Source organism: Bacillus salipaludis (assembly GCF_030938565.1).
Taxonomy (GTDB): Bacteria; Bacillota; Bacilli; order Bacillales; family Cytobacillaceae; genus Neobacillus; species Neobacillus salipaludis_A.
In genome coordinates, this window is record NZ_JAVGVR010000001.1 from 965,953 (window position 1) to 990,184 (window position 24,232).

At 40.2% G+C, this 24,232-nt stretch carries 18 protein-coding genes and 1 rRNA gene; 11 read left to right on the forward strand and 8 right to left on the reverse strand.

The features are described from left to right. The first annotated feature begins 13 nt into the window (after nt 1-13). From RCG21_RS04670 to deoD, 4 genes are all read left to right on the forward strand, one after another. The gene (locus RCG21_RS04670) at nt 14-3,424 is read left to right on the forward strand and encodes a S8 family peptidase (RefSeq protein ID WP_133338204.1); all 3,411 of its coding nucleotides are present in this window, start codon (nt 14-16) and stop codon (nt 3,422-3,424) included. Between the two features lie 283 nt (nt 3,425-3,707). Next, nucleotides 3,708-4,889: a NupC/NupG family nucleoside CNT transporter gene (locus RCG21_RS04675; protein WP_308912914.1), complete on the forward strand. Its 1,182-nt coding sequence runs from the start codon at nt 3,708-3,710 to the stop codon at nt 4,887-4,889. Between the two features lie 139 nt (nt 4,890-5,028). Then, nucleotides 5,029-6,207 carry an MFS transporter gene (locus RCG21_RS04680; protein ID WP_308912915.1) on the forward strand — a complete coding sequence of 393 codons (1,179 nt, stop codon included), beginning with the start codon at nt 5,029-5,031 and terminating at the stop codon, nt 6,205-6,207. Between the two features lie 27 nt (nt 6,208-6,234). Further along, on the forward strand, nt 6,235-6,933 hold the full coding sequence (deoD, locus tag RCG21_RS04685; protein ID WP_133338210.1) for a purine-nucleoside phosphorylase: 699 nt from the start codon (nt 6,235-6,237) through the stop codon (nt 6,931-6,933). 35 nt (nt 6,934-6,968) lie between these two features. Here the strand turns inward: deoD and RCG21_RS04690 are convergent, their stop codons facing one another. From RCG21_RS04690 to bacA, 4 genes are all read right to left on the reverse strand, one after another. Next, on the reverse strand, nt 6,969-7,727 hold the full coding sequence (locus tag RCG21_RS04690; RefSeq protein WP_133338246.1) for a TrmB family transcriptional regulator: 759 nt from the start codon (nt 7,725-7,727) through the stop codon (nt 6,969-6,971). A 104-nt stretch (nt 7,728-7,831) separates the two neighbouring features. Next, the gene (locus tag RCG21_RS04695; RefSeq protein WP_133338212.1) at nt 7,832-8,983 is read right to left on the reverse strand and encodes an MGDG synthase family glycosyltransferase; all 1,152 of its coding nucleotides are present in this window, start codon (nt 8,981-8,983) and stop codon (nt 7,832-7,834) included. 112 nt (nt 8,984-9,095) lie between these two features. Next, complete coding sequence (locus RCG21_RS04700) at nt 9,096-10,082, reverse strand: metal-dependent hydrolase (RefSeq protein ID WP_133338214.1); 987 nt, start codon at nt 10,080-10,082, stop codon at nt 9,096-9,098. A gap of 185 nt (nt 10,083-10,267) precedes the next feature. Continuing rightward, complete coding sequence (gene bacA / locus RCG21_RS04705) at nt 10,268-11,065, reverse strand: undecaprenyl-diphosphate phosphatase (RefSeq protein WP_133338216.1); 798 nt, start codon at nt 11,063-11,065, stop codon at nt 10,268-10,270. 220 nt (nt 11,066-11,285) lie between these two features. On the opposite strand from bacA, the gene RCG21_RS04710 reads away from it, so the two are divergent. The 6 genes from RCG21_RS04710 (at nt 11,286) to RCG21_RS04735 (ending at nt 20,222) form a co-directional block, all read left to right on the forward strand. Continuing rightward, nucleotides 11,286-12,827, forward strand: coding sequence for a bifunctional GNAT family N-acetyltransferase/carbon-nitrogen hydrolase family protein (locus RCG21_RS04710; protein ID WP_133338218.1), 1,542 nt, complete (start codon nt 11,286-11,288; stop codon nt 12,825-12,827). Nucleotides 12,828-13,019: 192 nt separating this feature from the next. Next, complete coding sequence (locus RCG21_RS04715; protein WP_165976350.1) at nt 13,020-14,753, forward strand: sigma 54-interacting transcriptional regulator; 1,734 nt, start codon at nt 13,020-13,022, stop codon at nt 14,751-14,753. Between the two features lie 344 nt (nt 14,754-15,097). After that, nucleotides 15,098-16,450 carry an APC family permease gene (locus RCG21_RS04720; RefSeq protein ID WP_133338222.1) on the forward strand — a complete coding sequence of 451 codons (1,353 nt, stop codon included), beginning with the start codon at nt 15,098-15,100 and terminating at the stop codon, nt 16,448-16,450. 63 nt (nt 16,451-16,513) lie between these two features. Then, nucleotides 16,514-17,302 (forward strand): carbon-nitrogen hydrolase family protein, encoded by a 789-nt coding sequence (locus tag RCG21_RS04725; protein ID WP_133338224.1) that lies wholly within the window; start codon nt 16,514-16,516, stop codon nt 17,300-17,302. A 139-nt stretch (nt 17,303-17,441) separates the two neighbouring features. Further along, nucleotides 17,442-18,785, forward strand: a complete 1,344-nt coding sequence (gene gabT / locus RCG21_RS04730; protein ID WP_133338226.1) for a 4-aminobutyrate--2-oxoglutarate transaminase — start codon at nt 17,442-17,444, stop codon at nt 18,783-18,785. A gap of 18 nt (nt 18,786-18,803) precedes the next feature. Beyond that, complete coding sequence (locus RCG21_RS04735; protein WP_133338228.1) at nt 18,804-20,222, forward strand: aldehyde dehydrogenase family protein; 1,419 nt, start codon at nt 18,804-18,806, stop codon at nt 20,220-20,222. A 174-nt stretch (nt 20,223-20,396) separates the two neighbouring features. Here the strand turns inward: RCG21_RS04735 and RCG21_RS04740 are convergent, their stop codons facing one another. The 4 genes from RCG21_RS04740 to RCG21_RS33755 form a co-directional block, all read right to left on the reverse strand. Then, nucleotides 20,397-20,606 carry a hypothetical protein gene (locus RCG21_RS04740; RefSeq protein WP_133338230.1) on the reverse strand — a complete coding sequence of 70 codons (210 nt, stop codon included), beginning with the start codon at nt 20,604-20,606 and terminating at the stop codon, nt 20,397-20,399. A gap of 71 nt (nt 20,607-20,677) precedes the next feature. Next, nucleotides 20,678-21,196 carry an LTA synthase family protein gene (locus tag RCG21_RS04745; protein ID WP_133338232.1) on the reverse strand — a complete coding sequence of 173 codons (519 nt, stop codon included), beginning with the start codon at nt 21,194-21,196 and terminating at the stop codon, nt 20,678-20,680. Beyond that, nucleotides 21,177-21,623 (reverse strand): sulfatase-like hydrolase/transferase, encoded by a 447-nt coding sequence (locus RCG21_RS04750; protein WP_133338234.1) that lies wholly within the window; start codon nt 21,621-21,623, stop codon nt 21,177-21,179. The genes RCG21_RS04745 and RCG21_RS04750 overlap by 20 nt, the downstream gene beginning before the upstream one ends. A 218-nt stretch (nt 21,624-21,841) precedes the next feature. Then, nucleotides 21,842-22,036, reverse strand: a complete 195-nt coding sequence (locus RCG21_RS33755) for a hypothetical protein (RefSeq protein ID WP_504928504.1) — start codon at nt 22,034-22,036, stop codon at nt 21,842-21,844. A gap of 641 nt (nt 22,037-22,677) precedes the next feature. Here RCG21_RS33755 and RCG21_RS04755 point away from each other — a divergent pair. After that, nucleotides 22,678-24,227 (forward strand): 16S ribosomal RNA (locus tag RCG21_RS04755). Nucleotides 24,228-24,232 lie beyond the last annotated feature (5 nt).

Genomic DNA, 24,232 nt, shown 5'->3' on the forward strand with positions numbered 1-24,232 from the left:
AAGAGGGGTATCCATGAAGTCGGTTTGGCGAAAATTAAGTGCCATCGGAATTGGCGCAACACTGATGACATCCACGCTATTGACCACCACCGTCGAGGTATCGGCAGCAAGCAAGTTTGGAACATCCAAAGCATTGATTCAACAGAAAACAAAGTCACTTAAGGAAAAGCTCGAGGAAAACAAGACTCCATTATTTAGCGAAGATACGCTCATCATCAAGTATAAGCAGCCGCTTTTACTCGGTGAAGTAAAAGGAGCAAACAAAAATTATATTATCGTTCAAAATGTGGAAAAGCTGGGATACATGGTGGTCAAGCTTCTAAAAAAAGACTCCCTTCAAAAAGTAACCCAGGCCTTTCAAAAGAACAGTAAGGTTCTTTCTGTGGAAAGAAGTGTTCTATATAAACCATTTTCCGTTCCATCAGATCCAAAAACAAAGGATGAATACTATCTATCCATGTTAAAGATCCCCGAAGCCCAAAAACTGAAAGGGAAAAATAAAATAACTGTTGCTGTCATTGATACAGGGATTGATGGAAATCATCCGGAACTAAAGGGAAAAGTGCTTCCAGCCGTAAATGAAATCAATCCAATGAATCATGGAGCCCCTGACCAGCATGGTACCCATGTGACCGGTATTATTGCTGCAGCAAAAGGAAATGGCATTGGCGGTTATGGAATCAACCCAAATGTGAAAATCCTGCCCATTGATGTGTTTGACCGTGATGGTTTTATAACGGACTATACGATTGCCCAAGCAGTGCTATACGCAGCGAACCACGGTGCAAAGGTAATTAATATGAGTCTTGGTTCGCCCATTCCGTCCTCCATTTTAGGAGATGCGGTTAAAACTGCGATTCAAAAAGGAGTAACCGTTGTCGCTGCTTCAGGAAATGATGGGACTTCCGTTCCGAATTATCCTGCAAGCTACGAAGGAGTCATTGGAGTTGGTTCGATCAATAAATCGAAGCACTTAAGTTATTTCTCGTCCTACGGTCCTTCGATGGACATCGTGGCACCAGGGGAGGATATTTACGCCCCGTTTTATGATTATGAGAAAAAATCAACCTTTCAAACTCTGAGCGGAACCTCCATGGCGTCACCGATGGTGGCGGGGGCAGCCTCCTTGCTTTTATCCAAGTACCCTAAATTAAAACCGGCACAGGTTGAATATATTCTTGAGCATACGACCAATGATTTGGGAGCGAAAGGGTACGATGTGAAATATGGAAAGGGCCTTGTTAATCCTGCTGCAGCCTTAAAGTATGATATTAAAAAGCTTCCTTCTTTTGTAAATACTGTCTGGACGAAAAAAGAAATTTTGCAAAATGCAACTGCACTTTCAGTGAAAAAGACAAAGTCAGTAACAGGATCTTTAACGAAACCACGGCAGCAAAAGTGGTATCAGTTCCCTGTTCAAAAAGGTGAGTATATCCAAACTGTGCTTGCGGGGGCAAAACAATATGATTATAAAATGACCCTTCGCGTTTATGGAGAAGACCAAAGCCTTTCGATTGACGTAAACAAAGTACAAGCGGGAAAAACGGAAGGGAAACTAATCCAGGTTCCTTTTTCCGGAATGATGGCAATTGGTGTGAATGATATCAATGGACATTATGATGATTCCTCTGCAAAGCAGTCGACCTATCATCTTTCCATTAAACGCTCTGCTGTGATGCCGGCTGATGAGTCGACGGCGGATGCTCCAATCGCGGTAACATCACTGCCGTATACATCCCCACAGCAAACGTTAATGGGGGAAAATGGGGATGATGATTACTTTTTTCTTAAGACGAAAAATGAGAATGCTGCGAAAGTAGTGCTCTCGGGAATTGCGGGGATTGATACGAATATTCAAGTCTATAGTCTGTCTGTGGTGGATGAAGAAACGGAAAAAAATGATGAAAACGCCACGGAGGATAATGTCCCGCTTGATCAGCTCCCGCCAATTGCAGCGGCAGATAGTAAAGGAATGGGGGAAGGGGAAACGTTGACATTCCCTGCTCAGCCTAATACAGAATATTTAGTCAAGGTTTCGAGTAAACCAATGCTGGATTTTGCAGATGAAAAAGGGATGGTTCTTGTCGACAAGTCGAGTGAGGAAGCACAGGCATCGCTAGAACCCTACACCGTTAAAATTCAAGGCAAGGTGATACCGCCGGATGAAGATAACAGCGGTAATACGAATCCGGATGGATCTCTTTCTGATTATTATCAATCGATTTTGGATGGCGCTGTTTCATCTCCTGTCGGTAAAACACTTGTTGGCTATTTGCAAACGCCGGATGATGAGGATTGGTATGGGATTAAGCCAACTAAAACGGGAATTTATCAATTTAGTCTGCCTAAGGGATTAGAAGTAAAGCCGTATATTGAAATTGTACATGTGCTGAATGGCAAGGATGAAAATGGCAAGGATGTTGTTGATTTTGATTTAGTTGGAACCAATATGAATGATGCGAACTGGGTATCAGGAGAATTAAGCGATACCATTTTTGCCGGATTAAAAAAGAATGAAACTTATTTGATTCATTTAATGGGGAATCCAATGACAGGGGGAGGTATTTCCCTTAATCCGTATCAATTATCATCAAAGTTATTGATTTCGAATACTGGAGATAAATATGAGGACAATGATACAGTTCCAAAAAATTTGCCGTCCTCAACCGTCCATGGAAATTTTGCAACGCCAAATGATGTGGACATGTTTTATTTAAAAGGGAAGAAATCAAGTACTTACAGTCTGTTATTTGAGGGCGGAAAGCCTAGTGCGGCCTTGCTGAAAAAATATCCAAAAGAGCTATTCTCACAAATTTACGGAGCGGCGATTGTTTACAAGGATGTCAATAAGAACCGGAAAATCGATGGAGCAGATGCCGAAATGGCCAGCGTGATGGCAAAAGGGCTGTTCGAGGGTGCATCAAATAATTACGGCTCCTTTAAAGTGGAAAAGGGAAGTAACTATATTGTCGTCATTATTGGGCTCACGGCGAGTTCTTCTCAAATATCTTTAGTACCGTATAATTTATCAATTGCACCTGTTCCGACAAAAGATGAAGACGCAAAATCGAAAGTGAAGAAAAATGTGCCTTCTAAACCGCTTGCTTTGAAAAAGAAAGGCTCCCATACGCTGATGGCTACTGGCAATTTAAACAGCGGAGTAGGGTATGGCGATGAAGATTGGTATGTGTTGAATGTAAAAGACAAATGGAACGGATATATTTCGGTATCGGGCGGACCTGAGATTGATACGGTCATCTCCCTTTACCATAAAGGTAAAAGAGTCTCCCTTGCTGATTATTATGCTCAAGGGCAATCTGAAGTCATGCGCGTCCATCTCAAAAAAGGAAAATACTATATCAAAGTCAAGGATATTAATGGCAACGCAACAATCAAGCCATATACAATCAAAGTGACAAAATAACAAAAGTAAGGCGGTTAGCTGAGTGCACAATACATGTGCCCAACTAGCCGCTTTTTTTATTTCATACGGTGCCTGTCACCGTTCGTGGACAAAAACATGATTTTGTGCGTCTGAGGTGGACAAAGTTGTAAAAGGGATAAATGTTATTGGTTTATGGGGCATATTAAAGATAAATAGTTCTTGCACAAAATTCTAAAAATAGTTACTATATTGGTAGTAACCAAAACAAACGTTTGTAAGCGTCTACAAGAGGCTGCCGTTTGATATCATCTGGGGGTAATGTATGAAATATGTCATTTCAATTATTGGTCTTCTTTTTGTATTCGGTTTAGCACTATTGGCTAGCAAAGATCGGAAAAGGGTAAGAGTAAAACCGATTATCATCATGGTGGTCATTCAAATTCTTTTGTCCTGGATCCTCTTGAATACCGAAATTGGTTTAATCATTATTCGGGCGATCTCTACTGTTTTCAGTAAATTACTGGAATACGCAAATGAAGGGGTAAGCTTCGTGTTTGGCGGACTGGCGAATAAAGGAGAGGCACCTTTCTTTTTAAATGTGCTGTTGCCCATTGTGTTTATTTCTGTCTTAATCGGGATTTTCCAGTATCTAAAAATTCTCCCCCTTATCATGAAAGGAATTGGACTGGTTCTTAGTAAGGTCAATGGGATGGGGAAATTGGAATCGTATAATGCAGTGGCATCGATGATGGTCGGACAGTCGGAAGTGTTTATTACGGTTAAAAAACAGCTCGGACAGCTGCCGGAGCATCGCTTGTATACTCTTTGTGCCTCCGCGATGTCCACCGTGTCAATGTCGATTGTCGGAGCCTATATGAATATGCTTCAGCCGAAATTTGTTGTTACAGCCCTTGTCCTTAACCTTTTTGGCGGCTTTATCGTTACATCCATTATTAACCCTTATAGGGTGGAACCGAATGAAGATATTTTGGAGATCCATGAAGAAGCGAAACAGTCCTTCTTTGAAATGCTTGGTGAGTATATCCTGGATGGATTTAAGGTGGCCATAATCGTAGGTGCAATGCTAATTGGCTTTGTTGCCTTAATGGCTGCGATTAATAATTTATTTCAATTATTGTTTTCGATTTCCTTCCAGCAAATTTTAGGATATATTTTTGCGCCGGTGGCCTTTATTATGGGAATTACCCCATCTGAAACTGTTCGTGTGGGTGGAATCATGGCGACCAAACTAGTAACAAATGAATTTGTGGCGATGATGGATTTATCGAAAGCGGTAAAAAGTTTTGACCCGCGGACGGTTGGAATTCTCTCGGTATTTTTAGTATCCTTTGCGAATTTTGCCTCAATTGGTATTATTGCAGGTGCGGTTAAAGGGTTAAATGAAAAACAAGGAAATGTCGTCGCCCGCTTCGGTTTAAAACTTCTTTACGGAGCGACACTTGTCAGCGTTCTTTCTGGTGTGATTGTGAGTATTGTCTTATAAAAATCAAACCTAGTGATTTCACTAGGTTTTTTTTATTGAAAAAATCTCTTGCCATAAGGTTTACTAGGGGTTACTATAATGGTAGTAACCAAATGAATAACATTCGAAATATTAACTAATCGAAGGGAGGAGTCACCTCGTGAATTTTAGCATTTATCTTTTAGCGATTGTTTCGTTTGTGGTTGGAATGGCGGAGCTAATTGTTGGCGGGATTCTTGACATCGTCTCAGACGGCTTTGGAATTTCAATTAGTACAGCCGGAGAACTAATCACGGTATACTCGCTTGTTTTTGCGATCGCCTCACCGGTCCTTTTAACAGTAACCGCAAAAATTGAAAGAAAACGGCTGCTGCTTTGGACACTGCTAATATTCTTAATCGGGAATATGATCGCCTTCATCAGCCCTAATTTTATTGTTCTATTTCTTTCAAGAATTATCTCTGCTGCAAGTGGATCTCTATTAGTGGTTCTTTCCGTAACCATTGCTTCAAGTATTGTAAAAGAAGAGTATCGGGCGCGGGCAATTGGGGTCATCTTTATGGGAATCAGCGGATCTCTCGTATTAGGAGTGCCGATTGGACTGGTGATTGGGAATCATTTCGGCTGGCGCTCACCATTTCTGTTTATCGCTGTGCTGACACTGATTTCGATGGCTGGGGTTTATGCCCTTTTAAATAAAATCGAGCCTAGACCTATGATTTCACTAAAACAGCAATTACAAACTTTAAAAAATTCAAAGACATTATCAGCACAATTAACATCTGTTTTATTTCTAACGGGTCATTTAACTCTCTATGCGTACCTGACCCCGTTTTTAAAATCAACCTTACATTTAGATGCAACATGGGTCAGTATTTTTTACTTTATTTTTGGGATCTCGGCAGTGTTTGGCGGTGGCTTTGGCGGCTGGCTGGCCGACAAATGGGGTTCAAAGAAAAGCATTTTAACCATCGTAACCGTATTTGCTGTAACTCTGTTTGTCCTGCCGAATGTTACATCTTCAATTACGATTTTTGTCATCGTGATGATGATTTGGAGTGCGTTAAGCTGGGCCATTACACCGGCACAGCAAAATTATTTAATTGAAACAGCGCCAGAAACATCCGATATCCAGCAGAGCTTGAATAATTCAGCCTTGCATATTGGGATTGCACTAGGCTCCGTAATCGGCGGAATGGTGATTAATCAATATTCAGTTCAAGCGAATGCATCAGTGGGCGGGGTCTTTATCATCTTTGCTTTACTATGTGCCATTTTTTCTATCACAAGAAAACCAACCGAAAATAGACAAGAGGAGGTGAGCATGATGATGGAGTAGGAATATCCACTTCAGCATCATGGCCGAATGAGTGTTCATATCAATGCAAAACAAGGGGAAATTGCAGAAAATATTTTATTACCTGGAGATCCTTTGCGTGCCAAGTATATCGCGGAGACCTTTTTGGAAGATGTGACTTGTTACAATGAAGTGCGCGGTATGCTTGGTTTTACCGGTACGTATAAAGGAAAAAAAGTATCTGTTCAAGGAACAGGGATGGGAATTCCGTCGATATCCATCTATGTGAATGAGTTAATCCGAGAATATGGAGTGAAAAACTTAATTCGTGTAGGTTCCTGCGGGGCAATCCAGAAGGATATAAAGGTCCGGGATGTGGTTCTGGCGATGACATCTTCAACTGATTCGAATACCAACCGCATGGCTTTTCCAGGAATTGATTATGCACCGTGTGCCAACTTTAATCTACTGCATAATGCTTATCAAGCAGGCAGGCAAAAGGGGATGGAACTAAAGGTTGGCAATGTATTGTCAGCGGATGTATTCTACCGGGACAGCATGGATATTGTGAAAAAACTGGCTGATTATGGTGTGCTCGCAGTGGAAATGGAAACCACCGCATTATATACGCTGGCAGCAAAATATGGCGTGAACGCCCTATCGATTTTAACCGTCAGTGATCATATTTTTACCGGGGAAGAAACGACAGCCGAAGAACGCCAAACGACATTTAATGAAATGGTCGTTATTGCGCTGGATGCATTATAAAATAAAGGCAGCGGGTCACAAACCCCGCTGCCATTTTAATATCGAAGCCTCATTAAAAGGTTTTTTATTTCCTCATCCTGCATTAATGTATCTTCAAATCTTTTCGTAATTTTTGCTAAGGCTAAATCATGGTAGAAAAAGTCAGCAAAAAATTTTACAAAGGGTGGTGATTTTGTGATCATTGCCTGCCATGCACCGTTTTCCACACCGGCGAACAAAATTTCCTCTTCATCCGTTATGATTAAGCGGCTATTTTCTAACATTTGATGCTCTTCATTCGGAGACAAAATCGTGAGCGAGGATAACGCGGCCTCCACACTCCCGACAACAAGTGCCTCTACTTTCACACCCGCTTGTTCTTTTTCGAGTAAAACAGGCAGAAAGTCTTGGAAGTCTTCTTCCCAAAGGGAAATTTGTATTGTTTTCTTTGCCTCTTGTAGCAGCTGTTTACATTTTAATTGAATCGAGGAATCGACCTTGAGACTCCACACCCGGTCATCGGTTATTTGTTTTTTTGATGAATTTTGTTTCAAACGATCGATATTGGCTTGGAATTGCTTTGTCAGCATTTCTATGACTAGATTCAACGGCAGCGCCGTATAGAGCTTTTTCTTCTCTGAAACAGAATCCAGCACCAGCCCTTTTTCAATCATCCGCGTCAACACTTCATATACCTTTGCTTTTGGAACCCCGGAGTATTTTACAATTTGAGTGGCATCCAGCGGTTCATCATTGGAGGAAAGGATCTCATAAACCTTACTTTCATACTGTGAAAAACCAAACTTTTGCAGCATCATTCTGACCTCATTTTTAGAAAAGTTCATCTATATTGTCTTAATCATATTAGAATACAGAATTTTTGTAAAATCAAACCGCAGCAGTTGTAATCATTACTCTATTATAGTAATCGCTTCTTTTTGGGGAGTATTTTCTCTTCATAATAAGGATCTGCAGATTCTACTATAAATCGGAAGATATCTTCTGCAGCATTTGAATTGATAAATTCCTGCTGGCATTTCTTCATTATCTTTAGTTTTTCACCGTTATTTTCAAGCAATGTGTTTATGGTATTTTTAATATCATGCGGATTTTTACATACCACTCCTAAATTTAATTTTTCAACAAAAGCAGGATTATCTTCCTCTTGACCTGGTAAGGCACCTGTAATGATAAGAGGAGTTGCAGTAGCAATCGCCTCAAACATTACATTAGGACTGCCTCTAGTAAAAATGATATCAGAAGCTAACATTAGGTCCTGAATGTTTTTGATAAAACCGTAAATCTCCACTTTCTCTCCATATTGACTTTTAAGCAATTTTTCTAGCTTAATTCTTTGTTTTTCATTTCTTCCAGCTACAATTTTTACTGAGCAATCAAAATGATTAAGCAAGGTTTGAGCGATCTTTTTCATATTTCCAACGCCTTCACCTCCGCTCATAATTAGGCATGTGAAGGGTTGTTCTTTCTTATAATGAACTTTTTCTATTTTATTTTTTTTGAAAAATTTAGAACGGACTGGAAATCCTAAAACTTTTATTTTCTTATCTGGAATACCATATTCTAAACACCTGTGACGAGCTTCAAACGTGGGGCTGATAATATAATCTGCCCGCAGATCAGCCCATAGAGGATAAATATTTACAAGATCTGCAATAAGCGTAATAAAAGGTATTTTGAGATGCTGTTTTTCTAAGATGTTTAAGATAGAACCATTAAAATTAGGATGAACAGATAAAATCATATCAGGTTTTACTTCATCCAATAATTTTTGAAGGTTATCTCTGATAAGAACTTCTAAAAAATCGTTAAGGTACGAAGGATTAATAGCTGATAATTTCCATAAATACTTCCATAAATTCTCTGAATTTCTTGTAAGGGGTCCATACATTTTGCCGATATTCAGTAGAAATGGTCCACCGAGCGAAAAGCCATCTACAACATGAATTTTAACGTTAGGATGAAATTCAGTTTTTTCACATAAAGACTCTGTTATGCTTTTATGACCTTGACCGGTATAATCGGAAGAAATAATAAGTACAGTTTTCCCCATGTTATCAGCCTCTCATAATGACCTAGTAAAACCATAACAAAATAAGAATAATTTCATAGTTGAATAATGTAAAAACCATGTTAAGTTTTAACAAACCTAGTCAAGGAATTTACTAATTTGAATCGAAGCGTTTTAAATCTCTAAGCACCTTTTTGTATTGTTTTAAGGAATGTAATTTCCCTATAAAACTATTTTTGTTTTTGAGGTCAGATGAAATGAACATAATTGCAAGTGCAGGGAAAAATTTATTTGTGCGAAATCTTACATCCTTCCAATAAACATAAAATCCCTTTTTTCTTTTCTTAACAAAAGGATAGGCAAAGTGTGTACTTGATAAAAAGTCTAAAACGGAAGGGTCATTTCTACTCTCTTCAACTAATTCTGGAAGGTCAATTTTTTTAGAGAGAGTGTGGTCAATAAAAAGATCATTCTTTAAGTAAACTCCAAATAATAAATCTTCCTTTGTCTCAATGATAACGTCCCATTTAAACATAGTCATTCTTGGAATTAATTTTAAACGAACTGCATTTTTAAAATGATTTTGTAAGTGTCTTTTTATTAAAAGGGAGGAAAGTGCTCGAATAACAAGGTATATGAGGATGAGAATATAAATGATTAGAAAAGTTTTCCCTGCCATATAGAAGGGGAGTAAGCTGATTCCTAGAACATGAAGGAATAAAATATAAGGATCGACCAACGGGATGGAATCAAAGGCAATCCATTTACGAGAAAAAGGCAGTAAAACCTGCGTACCGTGCACATTAAATAAATCCAAAAAGACATGTACCAATACGGCTATAAGTGTCCAAAAATACAGGTGGAGAAATGAAGTGTTTGAAAAAAAAAGGTAGATGACGCTTGAGACAACAATACTCCATATTGGAATAGCAGGGAGTGAATGAGAAAAGCCTCGATGATTTCGGAGATAGCTGCCTTTTCCCTTTAAGCGACAAATAAAGTCAAAATCAGGTGCATTTGAACCAATGATGGTCCCTGCAATGACAGCATTGGATAGGATGGGTTGATTTGCGATTGCCGGGTCGACTTGAGCTAGAGCACCTAATCCTATACCGATGATTACGTGAGAAAATGTGTCCATTTGACCACTCTCCAAATAATAAAGTTACTTTTATTATATTGAAGAAATTGTGATTTCAAGATTAATCAACTATTAAAAGTATGTAAAGAGTTTGTAAGAGCCACTAATAAAAGGGGAGCATTATCCCCTTTTATTAATGGCTCTTTGGTTTGTTTAAAGCGGGTAGATTTCAGAGTTTAGTGAAATTAAAGAATAACAAATACCGTAAATAGAATAGCCAATGCAATTCGATAATAAGCAAACACGGTTAGACCAATTTTTTGAATTAATTTAAGGAACACGACAGCAACAACCATCGCAACAACAAAAGCCGTAATAAAACCGATGGCAAACATGGGGATGTCGCTTGTATGAAGAAAATCCAAACTCTTAATTAAGTCCAAGCCGGTCGCACCTACCATAATGGGGAGAGCGACTAAAAAGGAAAATTCGGCAGCCGTTCGATGATTTGCTCCAACTAAAAGTCCTCCTGAAATAGTGGATCCCGCTCGAGAAAAACCAGGGATCACAGCTAAGCATTGAAAAAGTCCAATGGCTAATGCTTGTTTGTACGTCAATTCATCAACTGTATTAGAGGTGAATTTTCCATGTCTTTTTTCTGCGAATAACATTAAAATAGCACCAGCAATAAGGCTATAAACTACAACCTTCGGTGAAAAGAGCTGAGTTTTTATAAAATCATGCAGTACCAAACCGGCAATTGCCGCAGGTATAACTCCTAATATGATGTGGATAGCATCTAATTTCTTAGCTGGTTTTCCAATCGTACTGAAATTTAATAGAGATAAATATCTTTTCCAATACAGTACTAAGATCGCAAGCATTGAGCCAAGTTGAATCACAACCTCAAAGGTATTGGCCTTTTGACCTTTAAATCCTAATAAGTTCCCTACTAAAATTAAATGCCCGGTGGAGGATACAGGCAAATATTCTGTTAAACCTTCTACGATTCCTAAAATAAAAGCGATGAGATTCTCATGCATTTTTCTTAATCCCTTCATTGGTCAATTTGTATAAGGAAGTATAGTCTCATCTCTATTGTTATTTCAACCCTAATTACAAGAAAATTACATAATCTTAATATTCCATTTAGTTTGGGTCTTTTTTACTCAAAAATCGATTAATGGAAGAAATACGTTAGTTTTTTGAAATAGAGGGAATTATATAATCAATTACCAATCATGAAAACCAGGAAGTGAAAGTATGTCAGAGACAGATATATCGAAATATGAAAAGAAAATTATAATCCGTAATATACGTGTGGATGATATTGATGCCATTATCGCCTTGGGGAAGGTTTGTTTCCCTAACATGGAGCCGTGGACAAGGGAGCAATTATTAAGCCATATTCGAATTTTCCCCGATGGTCAGTTTTGTGTGGAATATGAGGACAAGATTGTTGGTTCTTGTTCCAGTCTAATCGTTAATTTTGATGAATATGATGACCAGCACACATGGGATGTCATCACGGACAACGGGTATATTACCAATCATGACCCGGATGGATTTAATTTATATGGGATCGAAGTGATGGTCGACCCCGAATATCGCAGGATGAAATTAGGAGCCCGCCTTTATGAGGCACGCAAGGACCTTGCTGTTCGGTTAAATCTAAAAAGTATTATTATCGGCGGAAGAATTCCAAATTACCACAAATATAAGGAAGAAATGACAGCCCGTGAATATGTTGCGGCCGTTGAGAAGCATAGTATCTACGACCCGGTATTGTCCTTCCAGCTCCTTCAAGGATTTACAATTAAACGGATTAACACAAGGTATCTGCCAGATGATAAAGCGTCGGATTCCATGGCAACCCTGATGGAATGGAATAATGTTGATTATCGTCCAAAGTCCAAACGAATCTATCGAACAGCGTTTCCCATTCGAATTTGTGCCGTGCAGTATATGATGAAGAAAATTGATTCGTTTCAGGATTTTAGCCGGCAGGTCGAATACTATGTAGATGTTGCGGCGGATTTTGGATCTGATTTTGCTGTCTTTCCAGAGATTTTTACGACTCAGTTGATGTCCTTTCTCGAAGAAAAACGCCCCGATCAAGCAGTTCGGAAACTTGCTACCTATACAAATCAGTATATTGAACTGTTTACACAACTTGCTGTGAGATACAATATCAACATTATTGGCGGATCACATTTTGTTGAGGAGAATGGTGATTTATACAATATTGGTTTTCTATTCCGCCGCGATGGTACAATTGAGAGACAGTCCAAACTTCATGCAGCACCGGATGAACGTAAATGGTGGGGAATATCAGAAGGAAAGGATATCAATGTGTTTGACACTGATTGCGGTAAAATTGCTATCCAGATTTCTTATGATGTGGAATTTCCGGAGCTTGCAAGGATTGCCGTGGATAAAGGAGCAAACATCATTTTTGTGCCTTTTTGTACGGAGGATCGCCAGGCCTACCTCCGCATTCGCTGCTGTGCTCAGGCACGTGCCATTGAGAATCAGGTATATACCTGTATTGCTGGAACGGTCGGCAATTTAACACATGTAGAAAATATGGATATTCAATATGCGCAATCCGGGATTTACTCGCCTTCCGATTTTGAGTTTGCCAGAGACGGGATTGTCGGGGAATGTGACGCAAATATTGATACAGTCGTAGTCGGTGACGTTGACCTTGAGAAACTGAGGCGCTCTCGAAATTCCGGGTCCCTTAGGCAATTGCGGGATCGAAGACATGATTTATATCGAGTGGAATGGAAAAATCTAAGCTAAATAAGCTGCTCCCAGTGTTGGGGGCAGCTATATTTTATAAACTTGATGTCGAAAAAACTACACCGAAGGGGATTTGGCCCTTTTCCGACTGATGCATGCGCTTACTCTTTTCGTATAACCGTGGTATCATATGAATAGTAAAAAAGTTATTGCAACATTATGATTTTAATAGCGGGGAAGGAAGAAATTCAGTTGAATTATAATAAAGACTTTGCCGTAATCAATGCCTCAACAAATGTAAGGGAAGCCTTGGATACGATAATTCAAGCTAGTATCCGGTTATTAGTTATAGAATCAGAAGGAAAGCCTGTCGGAGTCTGTGACAGCTTTCACCTATTAATGCAAAAAGACCAGCCTGAACAAAAAGTAGTTTTTCATACGGATTTTATCCTAACAACCAGCAAGGATATCTTTTCTCTTGCCAATGATAATTTCTCATATGCCCTTATTGAGGATGATACTGGGGAGATAATCGGTTGGATGGATCAGAAGTCAGTGGAAATTGATCATCTAAAACAAGCATATTCGAAAGACCTAGGAGCCATAACGACCGATTTGGAAGCAATTGTTGATTCGATATATGATGAAGTTTTAGTTGTTGACAGTCTTGGAAAAATCATTCGGGTTTCCAATCGAAGCACCCATCAATTATGGGGAGTAGACCCTGAAACGGTTATTGGTCAAAATATTTTAGAACTTGAAGAAAAGGGCTGGTTTAAGCCTTCTGTTACAAGAAAAGTATTGGAGGAAAAGAAGAAAATTTCGATTGTCCAGCATAACCGCTTGGGCAGGAAAATACTAGCCGTCGGGAACCCGGTTTTTAATCAAAAAAATGAATTAGAACGAATTGTGATTGCTTCCCGTGATATTACAGCCGTTAAAAAATTAGAGGAAGAACTTGAAGAGGCGAAAACATTAAAAGAAAAATATCGCAAAGAGGTAGATATCTTAAAGAAAGTTCAGCATGGAAATGAGAAGAAGATTATCTATCAATCTGAACAAATTAAAAATTTAATGTTTGAGGTCGAACGGGTGGCCCGAGTTGAATCAACGGTTACCTTATATGGAGAATCAGGGGTAGGGAAAGAGCTGTTTGCTCAAGCCATCCATCAGCTGAGCCCAAGAGCGGAAAATCCATTTATTCGCATTAATTGCGGGTCCATCCCTGAAAATTTATTGGAGAGCGAGCTATTTGGCTATGAAAAAGGTGCCTTTACCGGCGCCCTAAGCAACGGAAAAAAGGGCTTGTTCGAATTAGCCAATGAAGGAACTCTTTTTTTAGATGAGATTGGCGAGTTACCGCTTAATTTACAGGTAAAGCTTTTAAGGGCGATACAAGAACGCGAGATTATGAAAATTGGCGGCAGCAAAGCAATCCCGATTAATATTCGAATTATTACGGCAACCAATAAAAATTTGGAGGAAATGGTTTCGCAGGGAACCTTCCGCGAGGATTTATTTTATCGAATTCATGTTATTCCGTTATTTATTCCACCATTAAGGGAAAGAATCGCAGATATTGAACCTATTGTTTACCATTTCCTTGAATATTATAATGAAAGATTTTCGTCGAAGAAATATTTTTCAGAGGATGCAATGGAAGTGTTAAAAACATATAAGTGGCCAGGGAATATCCGGCAGCTGCAAAATGTAACAGAACGGGCCATGGTGGTTACGGCGGAGCAAATGATTACTGCCAATGACCTTGTGAAAATATTGGACAATCGTCAGAAAAACCAACATCCTGTAGAAGTGCATACCATTATCCCCCTTCAGCATGCAGTCCAGGATACGGAAAGACAGCTGCTTCAATTAGCTTTATTGAAATATAAGACGCTAACAAAAGTGGCAGAAGTGTTAGAGGTGAGTCAACCGACTATCAGCAGACTTTATAATAAACTGAAGAACAGTCTTCAGGTTCGTTAAAAAATAGTACAATTGTTTTTCTAATATAGCTGAACGAGCAGTTCATTCATTTTTGAATAATATTCATTCAAAAATGAATGAACTGTCGTTTTATATCTATAAACATAGTTGATATGTCGATATTTAAAGGATTGGCACGAAATATGCATATTAGAATAATAGGGATAGTTTAAAAGTATAAGGGTAGAGGGAAAGTTGTACTGCCATAATAAGTGAGGGAGGAATCAAAGCCACGGCTATAACTTTCTGACTATTCCGATAAGGGTGACTAGTCAAATAGATAGCGTTTACAAAAAAATGAACGTTATCTTATAAGTTTTACGACAACTTAAGGGGGAACATATATGGAAAAACAAGAGGTATCGTTTGAACGATCACTTACATTAACACATCTAGTTTTATTTGGACTTGCTTATTTAGCTCCGATGATTGTGTTTGGAATCTATGGGACGGTTGCAGAAGTAACCCATGGACTTGAGGCAAGCGCTTATTTGGTTGCCTTAATTGCAATGTTTTTTACTGCCTTCAGCTATACGCATATGGTTAAAGCTTATCCTGTTGCCGGATCTGCCTATACCTATACACGTAAATCTCTTAATTCACACCTCGGATTTATGGTCGGCTGGGCTACCCTGCTCGATTATGTCTTTATACCAATGGCCATCTGGCTGATTGGAAGTGCTTATTTGAATGCGGCATTTCCTTCTGTACCATCATGGTTATGGATCCTCTTATTTATATTTGTTACAACCGCAATCAATATTCTTGGAATCAAATTAAGTACCAAGGTTAACTTTCTTATGATGGTGTTTCAATTTTTAGTTATTGCACTATTTATTATTTTAAGTATTAAAAGCGTATTAGGCGGTGGCGGCGCCGGTACACTTCTTTCCGTAAGCCCGTTCGTGAATACTCATGTTTCGTTTTCATTTGTCCTGGCTGGAGCATCAATTGCCTGCTACTCATTCTTAGGTTTTGATGCCATTTCAACCTTTACCGAAGAAACAAGAAATCCTGAAAAAACTATCCCAAGAGCCATCATTTTGACAACTGTTATCGGTGGATTGATTTTTGTTGTTTCTACCTATTTCACTCATTTAGCTCACCCGGATTTTACGCATTTCAAAGCGGTAGATTCTGCAGGGTTTGAAATTGCCAAGCAAATAGGCGGGAACTTATTTAGCGCCATTTTCTTAGCAGGGATTATTATCGCCCAGTTTGCTTCAGGAATTTCCGCTCAAGCAAGTGCATCAAGATTGCTGTATGCAATGGGCCGCGATTCCGTACTTCCGAAAAAAATCTTTGGCTATCTCCATCCAAAGTTTAAAACACCTGTACTGAATATTCTTGTTGTCGCTGTGATTGGGTTACTGTCATTAAAGCTAAGTGTGTCAACATCCACTTCATTTATAAACTTTGGTGCGTTTATTGCCTTTATTTTAGTAAACGTTTCCGTTATTGCTCACTTTTATATAAAAGGCGGTAAACGGACAGGAAAAGAAAAGATTTTCTATTTATTATTTCCTGCCATAGGATGCTGCTTCGATATTTGGCTGTTTGTAAATCTTGATAAAAATGCACTAATTTTAGGCGGTACTTGGGCAGTAATCGGATTTGTCTATCTACTTGTTCTTACAAAAATGTTTAAAAAGCAGCCGCCGGAAATGCATTTTGAGGAAATGGATGAGGCTGTATAAGGATGAAAATAAGGGAAGGGCATGGATGAAGCCCCTCTTTTATCGCTAATGGGAGGCATATAAGTGGAAGCAAACTATAGAATTGCACTCGCACAGCTGGCTGTGGCGGATGGAAATAAAGAAGAAAATTTGATGAAAATGGAATCTGCCATTAAGAGTGCGTGGAAGGAATCGGCAGATCTCTTGATTTTACCGGAATTAAACCTGACCGGCTTAGTCTCGAAGGACCAATTGACAGGAATAGCGGAGCCGCGCGAAGGGGAGAGCTTTAACCGGATTCAACGTATGCTGGCAGATTACCCTGTATCTGTACTGTATTCTTTTCCAGAGTATGTCTCTGAAGAGGAAATCTATATAACCTCCTGCTTGGTAGGCAAGGACGGCGAGGCATTGGCTTATTATCGTAAAACACATCTCTTTACTGAAGAAAATGAACTATTCAGCAAGGGGAACGAGCTTATAGCCTTTAGCCAAGACGGCCTTTCATTGGGGTTTCTCACCTGCTATGATATTGAATTTCCTGAGCCGGCAAGGGCACTTGCATTACAAGGGGTAAATTTCTTAATCGTGAATTCGGCCAATATGGCACCATACGAATATATCCATCGCTTATTTATTCAGTCGAGAGCACTCGAAAATCAAATCTTTGTGGTTTACTGTAATCGAATCGGGGCAAATTCAAAATATGAGTATCATGGGCAAAGTGCAGTCATTGGGCCGGATGGAAAAATCATTATGGAAATTGCTGACGATGTTGAAACGGTGCAAATCATTGATCTTTCTTTCGAGAACTTTAAAAAACCTAGCGCTGTTTTTGACTATTTATCTGACAGGAGAAGAGAACTCTATTAATCCATTTAATTATGAATAGCGAATATTCATTTTTGAATAATATTTCTCTGTGATTGATTGTAAACAGGGAATTTAGCACTTGGCACACTTCTTGCATTATAGATTAGTAGTTGAATAAATTGATAAAGGGGATAATAACATGAGCACAACAACAAAAACAATTGAACTGAAAACATCCATTCCAGGGCCAAAAGCTGAAGCCCTTTTAGAAAGAAGAGCAAATAATGTACCGGTAGGAGTATCGAATAATGTGCCATCCTTTGCAGCAAAAGGTAATGGAGCAATCTTAGAAGATGTGGACGGAAATGTTTATATTGATTTAGCTGGAGCGATTGGTACACAAAATACAGGTCATTGCCCGCCAAAAGTGGTTGAAGCATTAACAGAGCAAATTCAAAAGTATCTTCACCCAGGCTTTAACGTGATGATGTACGAACCATATATTGAACTTGCTGAAAAGTTAAACGAAATTACACCTGGTTCCCATGCGAAAAAGACCTTTTTCCTAAACAGCGGTGCAGAAGCAGTTGAAAATGCAGTGAAAATTGCTCGTAAATATACAGGAAGAAAGGCTATTCTCTCTTTTGACCGTGCCTTCCATGGTAGAACACTGCTGGCAATGTCATTAACAAGTAAAGTGAAACCTTACAAATTTGGTTTTGGTCCATTTGCACCGGATACGTATAAAGTACGCTACCCTTATTATTATCGTGCACCATTCGGTGTAAGCCAGGAAGAGCTTGATGCAAATCTATTACATCAACTTGAGGACTTTTTCAAATCTGAAGTTCCTGCAGAAGAAATTGCAGCGATTATTATGGAACCCGTTCAAGGTGAAGGCGGATTTATTGTTCCGTCCAAGACATTTGTACAAGGCGTGAAACGGATTTGTGAACAAAATGGTATTCTATTTATTGCAGATGAAATCCAAACCGGTTTTGGACGTACAGGGAAAATGTTCGCGATTGAACACTTTGATGTTGTTCCAGACCTGATGACTATGTCAAAATCAATCGCTGCGGGGCTGCCACTCAGTGCTGTAACAGGCCGTGCGGAAATTATGGATGCAGCAGCACCAGGAGAAATTGGCGGTACGTATGGCGGAAGTCCGCTTGGTTGTGTGGCTGGCTTAAAGGTGATTGAAACAATTGAAGAAGATCAGTTACTTGACCGTGCAAATGTGATTGGAGAAAAAATCATCTCCCGTTTCAACAGCTTAAAAGAAACATATGATGTAATCGGCGATGTCCGTGGTTTAGGGGCAATGTGTGCGGTTGAGCTTGTAAAAGATCCGCAAACGAAGGAGCCTGACAAAGATTTAACGAATAAACTTGTTGCAGAATGCCAAAAGCAAGGGGTAATTGTGCTAAGTGCAGGTTTATACGGCAATGTACTTCGCTTCCTTTCTCCGCTTGTGATTACAGATGAGCAATTAGATGAGGCGCTTGATACAATTGAATCCATTTTTAAAAAATTGGTTTAAAGAATAGGAGTGTTCTAGATGAAAAAGCATCTTTTAATAGATGGACAATGGAAGGAAACGAAAGAGTACCGTCCGTTATACAGCCCTTACAATAATGAACTCCTGGCTGAAATTGCCTATGCTGATGCTCAGGATGTAGATGATGCGATTGCAGCTGCTGAGAAAGCAAGACCTGTTATGGCAAAAATGCCGGCACATCAACGTGCATCGATTTTAGAAAAATTAGTCGAGCTTTTAACGAAAAATGAAGAAGAATGTACCCGTTTGCTCGCACTTGAAGCAGCAAAGCCTTGGACGACAGCAAAGGCTGAGGTAGCGCGGACAATCATGACCTATAAATTTGCAGCAGAAGAAGCAAGACGTATTCATGGGGAAACGATTCCGTTGGATGCAGCCCCAGGGGGAGAAGGCCGGATTACGTTTACGTTAAGGGAGCCAGTCGGCGTAGTAGCAGCGATTACTCCATTTAACTTTCCAATGAATTTAGTGGCTCATAAAGTCGGTCCAGCGATTGCAGCAGGGAATACAGTCGTATTGAAGCCGGCATCACAAACACCGTTAACTTCCATTTTCTTAGCGGAACTGCTTCAGGAAGCGGGCTTACCTGATGGCGCAATCAATGTGGTAACAGGAAGCGGAAGTGTTGTCGGTGACCGCTTAATCCAGGATGACCGTGTAAAAGTAATTACCTTTACAGGCAGCCCTGCGGTAGGAATTGGTCTCCGCAATAAAGCAGGATTAAAGAAGGTAACCCTTGAACTTGGCTCCAACTCAGCGCTAATCGTTGATAAAGGTGTCGATATTGATTCGATTATCCCAAGAACCGTTACTGGTGCCTTCTCCTTTGCCGGACAGGTTTGTATTTCATTGCAAAGGGTTTATGTCCATGAGGACCTTTATGGGGAGTTTACCGAAAAATTCATTGCCCAAACGAAGACGTTGAAACTCGGCAGTCCGCTGGATCCGGAAACAGATGTTTCTGCAGTTATTAGTCCGAAAGATGCAGAAAGAGCGGTTTCGTGGATTGAGGAAGCAAGACAGTCTGGCGCCGTTGTAGCTGCAGGAGGCGGACGTGATGGCAATATCGTTGAGCCAACCGTTCTATTAAATGTTGATCCGAAACAAAAGGTTTCTTGCCAAGAGGTATTTGCACCAATTGTCTTGATTAACAAAGTTGCTTCCGTTGAAGAAGCTATTGCCTATGTGAATGATTCAAGATACGGACTTCAAGCGGGAATCTACACAAATGACATCTTTAAAGCACTTCATGCAGCCGAAGAACTAGAAGTAGGCGGCGTCATGATCAACGACATCCCAACCTTCCGCGTCGACCACATGCCATACGGCGGCGTAAAAGAAAGCGGAATCGGACGCGAAGGTCTAAAGTACGCAATTGAAGAAATGACAGAAATGAAATTAATCAGCATTAAAAAATAGAGTGTGAATTAGACAAAATTCGGGTGGTGCCACCACCCGAATTTTTCATTTTTGTTGGTTCAGTTGTTTAATCCCGTCTTGCTGGATAAGGAGATCAGATATTTCAATCTCTTGATGTACTTCTTTGAGGTCTTTTTCGCAGGCACTAAGGTTAATCTTTTTATTTGTTTTTACTTAATAGCATGAACTGGAATTGACCTGCCCTTCATTTGGAGCTATGTATAGATAATCATCGTTCATAAAACTGCCAACCCGTTGAACGGCTTGCCCTTTTTCCTTGTTAAGTAAATTTCCCCCAAGCATATACAGGGGATTCTTGTTAATCCCAAGAAGATGCAAAAGGGTCGGGGCAAAATCAATTTGGGAACCAGTTTTTGCTACCACACTTCCTATTTGTTGAGGAATGTGGATAAGAAGTGGGATTACCCTCCGTAAATTTATATTGTACCACCGGATTAAAGTCCGGACTTTTTGACTTTTAAAAACTTCATCATATCCCCATTTTCCGTCATTAAAGCATTGTCGTGATCCCCATAGAAAACAATAACTGAAGTCTCCCATAGACCTTCCTTTTTCAGTTGGTCAACAAAAGTACCAACAGCCTCGTCAACAAAGTGAACGCCGTTAAGGTAATTCTGAAACATTTTCTCATTGTAACCCGCTGTATTTAATTTTTTATACTTTTCGGGTATTACATATGGATGATGATTCGTTAAGGCAATCATCGTCGCTTGAAAAGGTTTCTTTAACTCCTTCATTTTTTCAAGACTTTGTAAAAAGAAATCCTTATCATTGACCGCCCAACCAACTACTTCACCAGTAAAATCCTTTTCGGTATAGAAATGATTGAAACCAAAATGATTATAAACGGTATTTCGATTCCAAAATCCTCCCTTATAGGGATGAAACGCAGCGGTATCATAACCGTTTGACCTTAAGATTCCCGGTAAGGCATCATACGTATTTAACGGGATGTTTCATGTAAACAGAACCTGTCAATAACGGGTGAAGGGAGGTGTTCATAAGAAATTCAGCATCTGAGGTTCTTCCTTGCGAGGAAACATCATAAATGTTTGGGAACCAAAACATCTCATTTTTTAATTTATTAAGATGAGGGGTAATCTCTTGCCCGTTAATGCTCCTATCAATCGCAAAGGATTGCATCGACTCTAATTGAACAATGATAACATTTTTTCCTTTTGCGATTCCTTTTAAGGGAGTCGAGAAAGAGCGACTCTCCGATTTTGTCTTCAGCAAATCATGAATATTCTTTTCTTCGTCTTTTGAAAATTTCTTTTTACTCAAGATGGATTCAGCATATACTTTTAGATCGTAACCGTGGTAGCCTAACAGACCCAGCACTCCATAAACCCGCTCATTTGAAAACTGCTTTTCAAACAAATAGCCCCCGCCGTTAGTAAGCCATTTGTTAATAGGATAACAGGTAAATTATATACCTAACGAAAAAAGCGAAATTCCAACGATAAGACTAGTTTTGGAAGGGAATTTTTCCTTTTTTCTATAGATGAGTGGGACTAGAACTAAAAACGGAATTAGAAGAATGCTATCAGCGAATAAAAGTAATTCTTCCTTCGAGAATAACTCCCCGATACTTTCCGTTAAACTGGTAACCTGCCCGATTGATTTAAAAGTGTTACGGAAGTGAGGTCATCGAAATAGCGAAAATAGATTAAATCACAAAAAACGATAAAACTGAGAAGGGTAGAAGTGAACCATAGGGTATACAACCGTGCTTTTGGTTGTAAAAAAAGGATCCAAGAAAATACTAATAACACACATCCAGCACTGACCATTAATATCCCTGGCTTAAATCATTAAAAGTCCCCTTACCTTTTAAAAATCAATATACTCCCTGCCAATAAATCCTAGGATCATTCATTGGATAAAACCATTTTCCGTTAATTTCCGAGAACCGCTGCATCTTATAAATAAAAAACAACACTACAAAAAGGAAAAGGATATAAGTTGAAAATTCGATTAATTTATTTTTCATTTTTCTCACCATAAATAATGTTTGCTAAATTTTTGATAAAAAACCACTATCGATAATAAAATAATAAAGAAGATGTCTATGTGCTTGTTTACCTAAACAATCTAGCTTGAGCTGATAGTTTAACTCTGTTAGCAGGCAGTATAAGAGGAATAATTATTTTTCCGATTTTAAATCTAAAAAAATATATTGACGAATGTGTTTTAATGTTATATTCTAATTAAGTCGCTTCGGAAGTGAGTGAAACAAAAATTATTCAAAAATAACTTTTTGTTGACTTGCCTCAAACGAAATGATATAATAAATCTTGTCGCTTAAACAAGCGGTAAGGAAAATTTGTTCTTTGAAAACTAAACAAACAAAAACGTCAACAAACAATAATAATCATGTTTCTTCTATTATATAGAGAACATGAGCCAACGTAACAAATGAGCTATATCAACTTTCTTGGAGAGTTTGATCCTGGCTCAGGACGAACGCTGGCGGCGTGCCTAATACATGCAAGTCGAGCGAATCAATAGGAGCTTGCTCCTGTTGATTAGCGGCGGACGGGTGAGTAACACGTGGGCAACCTGCCTGTAAGACTGGGATAACTTCGGGAAACCGGAGCTAATACCGGATAATCCTTTTCCTCTCATGAGGAAAAGCTGAAAGTCGGTTTCGGCTGACACTTACAGATGGGCCCGCGGCGCATTAGCTAGTTGGTGAGGTAACGGCTCACCAAGGCGACGATGCGTAGCCGACCTGAGAGGGTGATCGGCCACACTGGGACTGAGACACGGCCCAGACTCCTACGGGAGGCAGCAGTAGGGAATCTTCCGCAATGGACGAAAGTCTGACGGAGCAACGCCGCGTGAGCGATGAAGGCCTTCGGGTCGTAAAGCTCTGTTGTTAGGGAAGAACAAGTATCGGAGTAACTGCCGGTGCCTTGACGGTACCTAACCAGAAAGCCACGGCTAACTACGTGCCAGCAGCCGCGGTAATACGTAGGTGGCAAGCGTTGTCCGGAATTATTGGGCGTAAAGCGCGCGCAGGCGGTCCTTTAAGTCTGATGTGAAAGCCCACGGCTCAACCGTGGAGGGTCATTGGAAACTGGGGGACTTGAGTGCAGAAGAGGAAAGCGGAATTCCACGTGTAGCGGTGAAATGCGTAGAGATGTGGAGGAACACCAGTGGCGAAGGCGGCTTTCTGGTCTGTAACTGACGCTGAGGCGCGAAAGCGTGGGGAGCAAACAGGATTAGATACCCTGGTAGTCCACGCCGTAAACGATGAGTGCTAAGTGTTAGAGGGTTTCCGCCCTTTAGTGCTGCAGCTAACGCATTAAGCACTCCGCCTGGGGAGTACGGCCGCAAGGCTGAAACTCAAAGGAATTGACGGGGGCCCGCACAAGCGGTGGAGCATGTGGTTTAATTCGAAGCAACGCGAAGAACCTTACCAGGTCTTGACATCCTCTGACACTCCTAGAGATAGGACTTTCCCCTTCGGGGGACAGAGTGACAGGTGGTGCATGGTTGTCGTCAGCTCGTGTCGTGAGATGTTGGGTTAAGTCCCGCAACGAGCGCAACCCTTGATCTTAGTTGCCAGCATTCAGTTGGGCACTCTAAGGTGACTGCCGGTGACAAACCGGAGGAAGGTGGGGATGACGTCAAATCATCATGCCCCTTATGACCTGGGCTACACACGTGCTACAATGGATGGTACAAAGGGCTGCGAAACCGCGAGGTTTAGCCAATCCCATAAAACCATTCTCAGTTCGGATTGTAGGCTGCAACTCGCCTACATGAAGCCGGAATCGCTAGTAATCGCGGATCAGCATGCCGCGGTGAATACGTTCCCGGGCCTTGTACACACCGCCCGTCACACCACGAGAGTTTGTAACACCCGAAGTCGGTGGGGTAACCGTAAGGAGCCAGCCGCCTAAGGTGGGACAGATGATTGGGGTGAAGTCGTAACAAGGTAGCCGTATCGGAAGGTGCGGCTGGATCACCTCCTTTCTAAG

Excerpts from the sequence above, each read along its gene's own strand:
- RCG21_RS04670 (WP_133338204.1), top strand. The coding sequence starts at position 14 with ATGAAGTCGGTTTGGCGAAAATTAAGTGCCATCGGAATTGGCGCAACA.
- RCG21_RS04675 (WP_308912914.1), top strand. The coding sequence starts at position 3,708 with ATGAAATATGTCATTTCAATTATTGGTCTTCTTTTTGTATTCGGTTTA.
- deoD (WP_133338210.1), top strand. The coding sequence starts at position 6,235 with ATGAGTGTTCATATCAATGCAAAACAAGGGGAAATTGCAGAAAATATT.
- RCG21_RS04690 (WP_133338246.1), bottom strand. The coding sequence starts at position 7,727 with ATGCTGCAAAAGTTTGGTTTTTCACAGTATGAAAGTAAGGTTTATGAG.
- RCG21_RS04695 (WP_133338212.1), bottom strand. The coding sequence starts at position 8,983 with ATGGGGAAAACTGTACTTATTATTTCTTCCGATTATACCGGTCAAGGT.
- RCG21_RS04700 (WP_133338214.1), bottom strand. The coding sequence starts at position 10,082 with ATGGACACATTTTCTCACGTAATCATCGGTATAGGATTAGGTGCTCTA.
- bacA (WP_133338216.1), bottom strand. The coding sequence starts at position 11,065 with ATGCATGAGAATCTCATCGCTTTTATTTTAGGAATCGTAGAAGGTTTA.
- RCG21_RS04710 (WP_133338218.1), top strand. The coding sequence starts at position 11,286 with ATGTCAGAGACAGATATATCGAAATATGAAAAGAAAATTATAATCCGT.
- RCG21_RS04720 (WP_133338222.1), top strand. The coding sequence starts at position 15,098 with ATGGAAAAACAAGAGGTATCGTTTGAACGATCACTTACATTAACACAT.
- gabT (WP_133338226.1), top strand. The coding sequence starts at position 17,442 with ATGAGCACAACAACAAAAACAATTGAACTGAAAACATCCATTCCAGGG.
- RCG21_RS04735 (WP_133338228.1), top strand. The coding sequence starts at position 18,804 with ATGAAAAAGCATCTTTTAATAGATGGACAATGGAAGGAAACGAAAGAG.
- RCG21_RS33755 (WP_504928504.1), bottom strand. The coding sequence starts at position 22,036 with ATGGTCAGTGCTGGATGTGTGTTATTAGTATTTTCTTGGATCCTTTTT.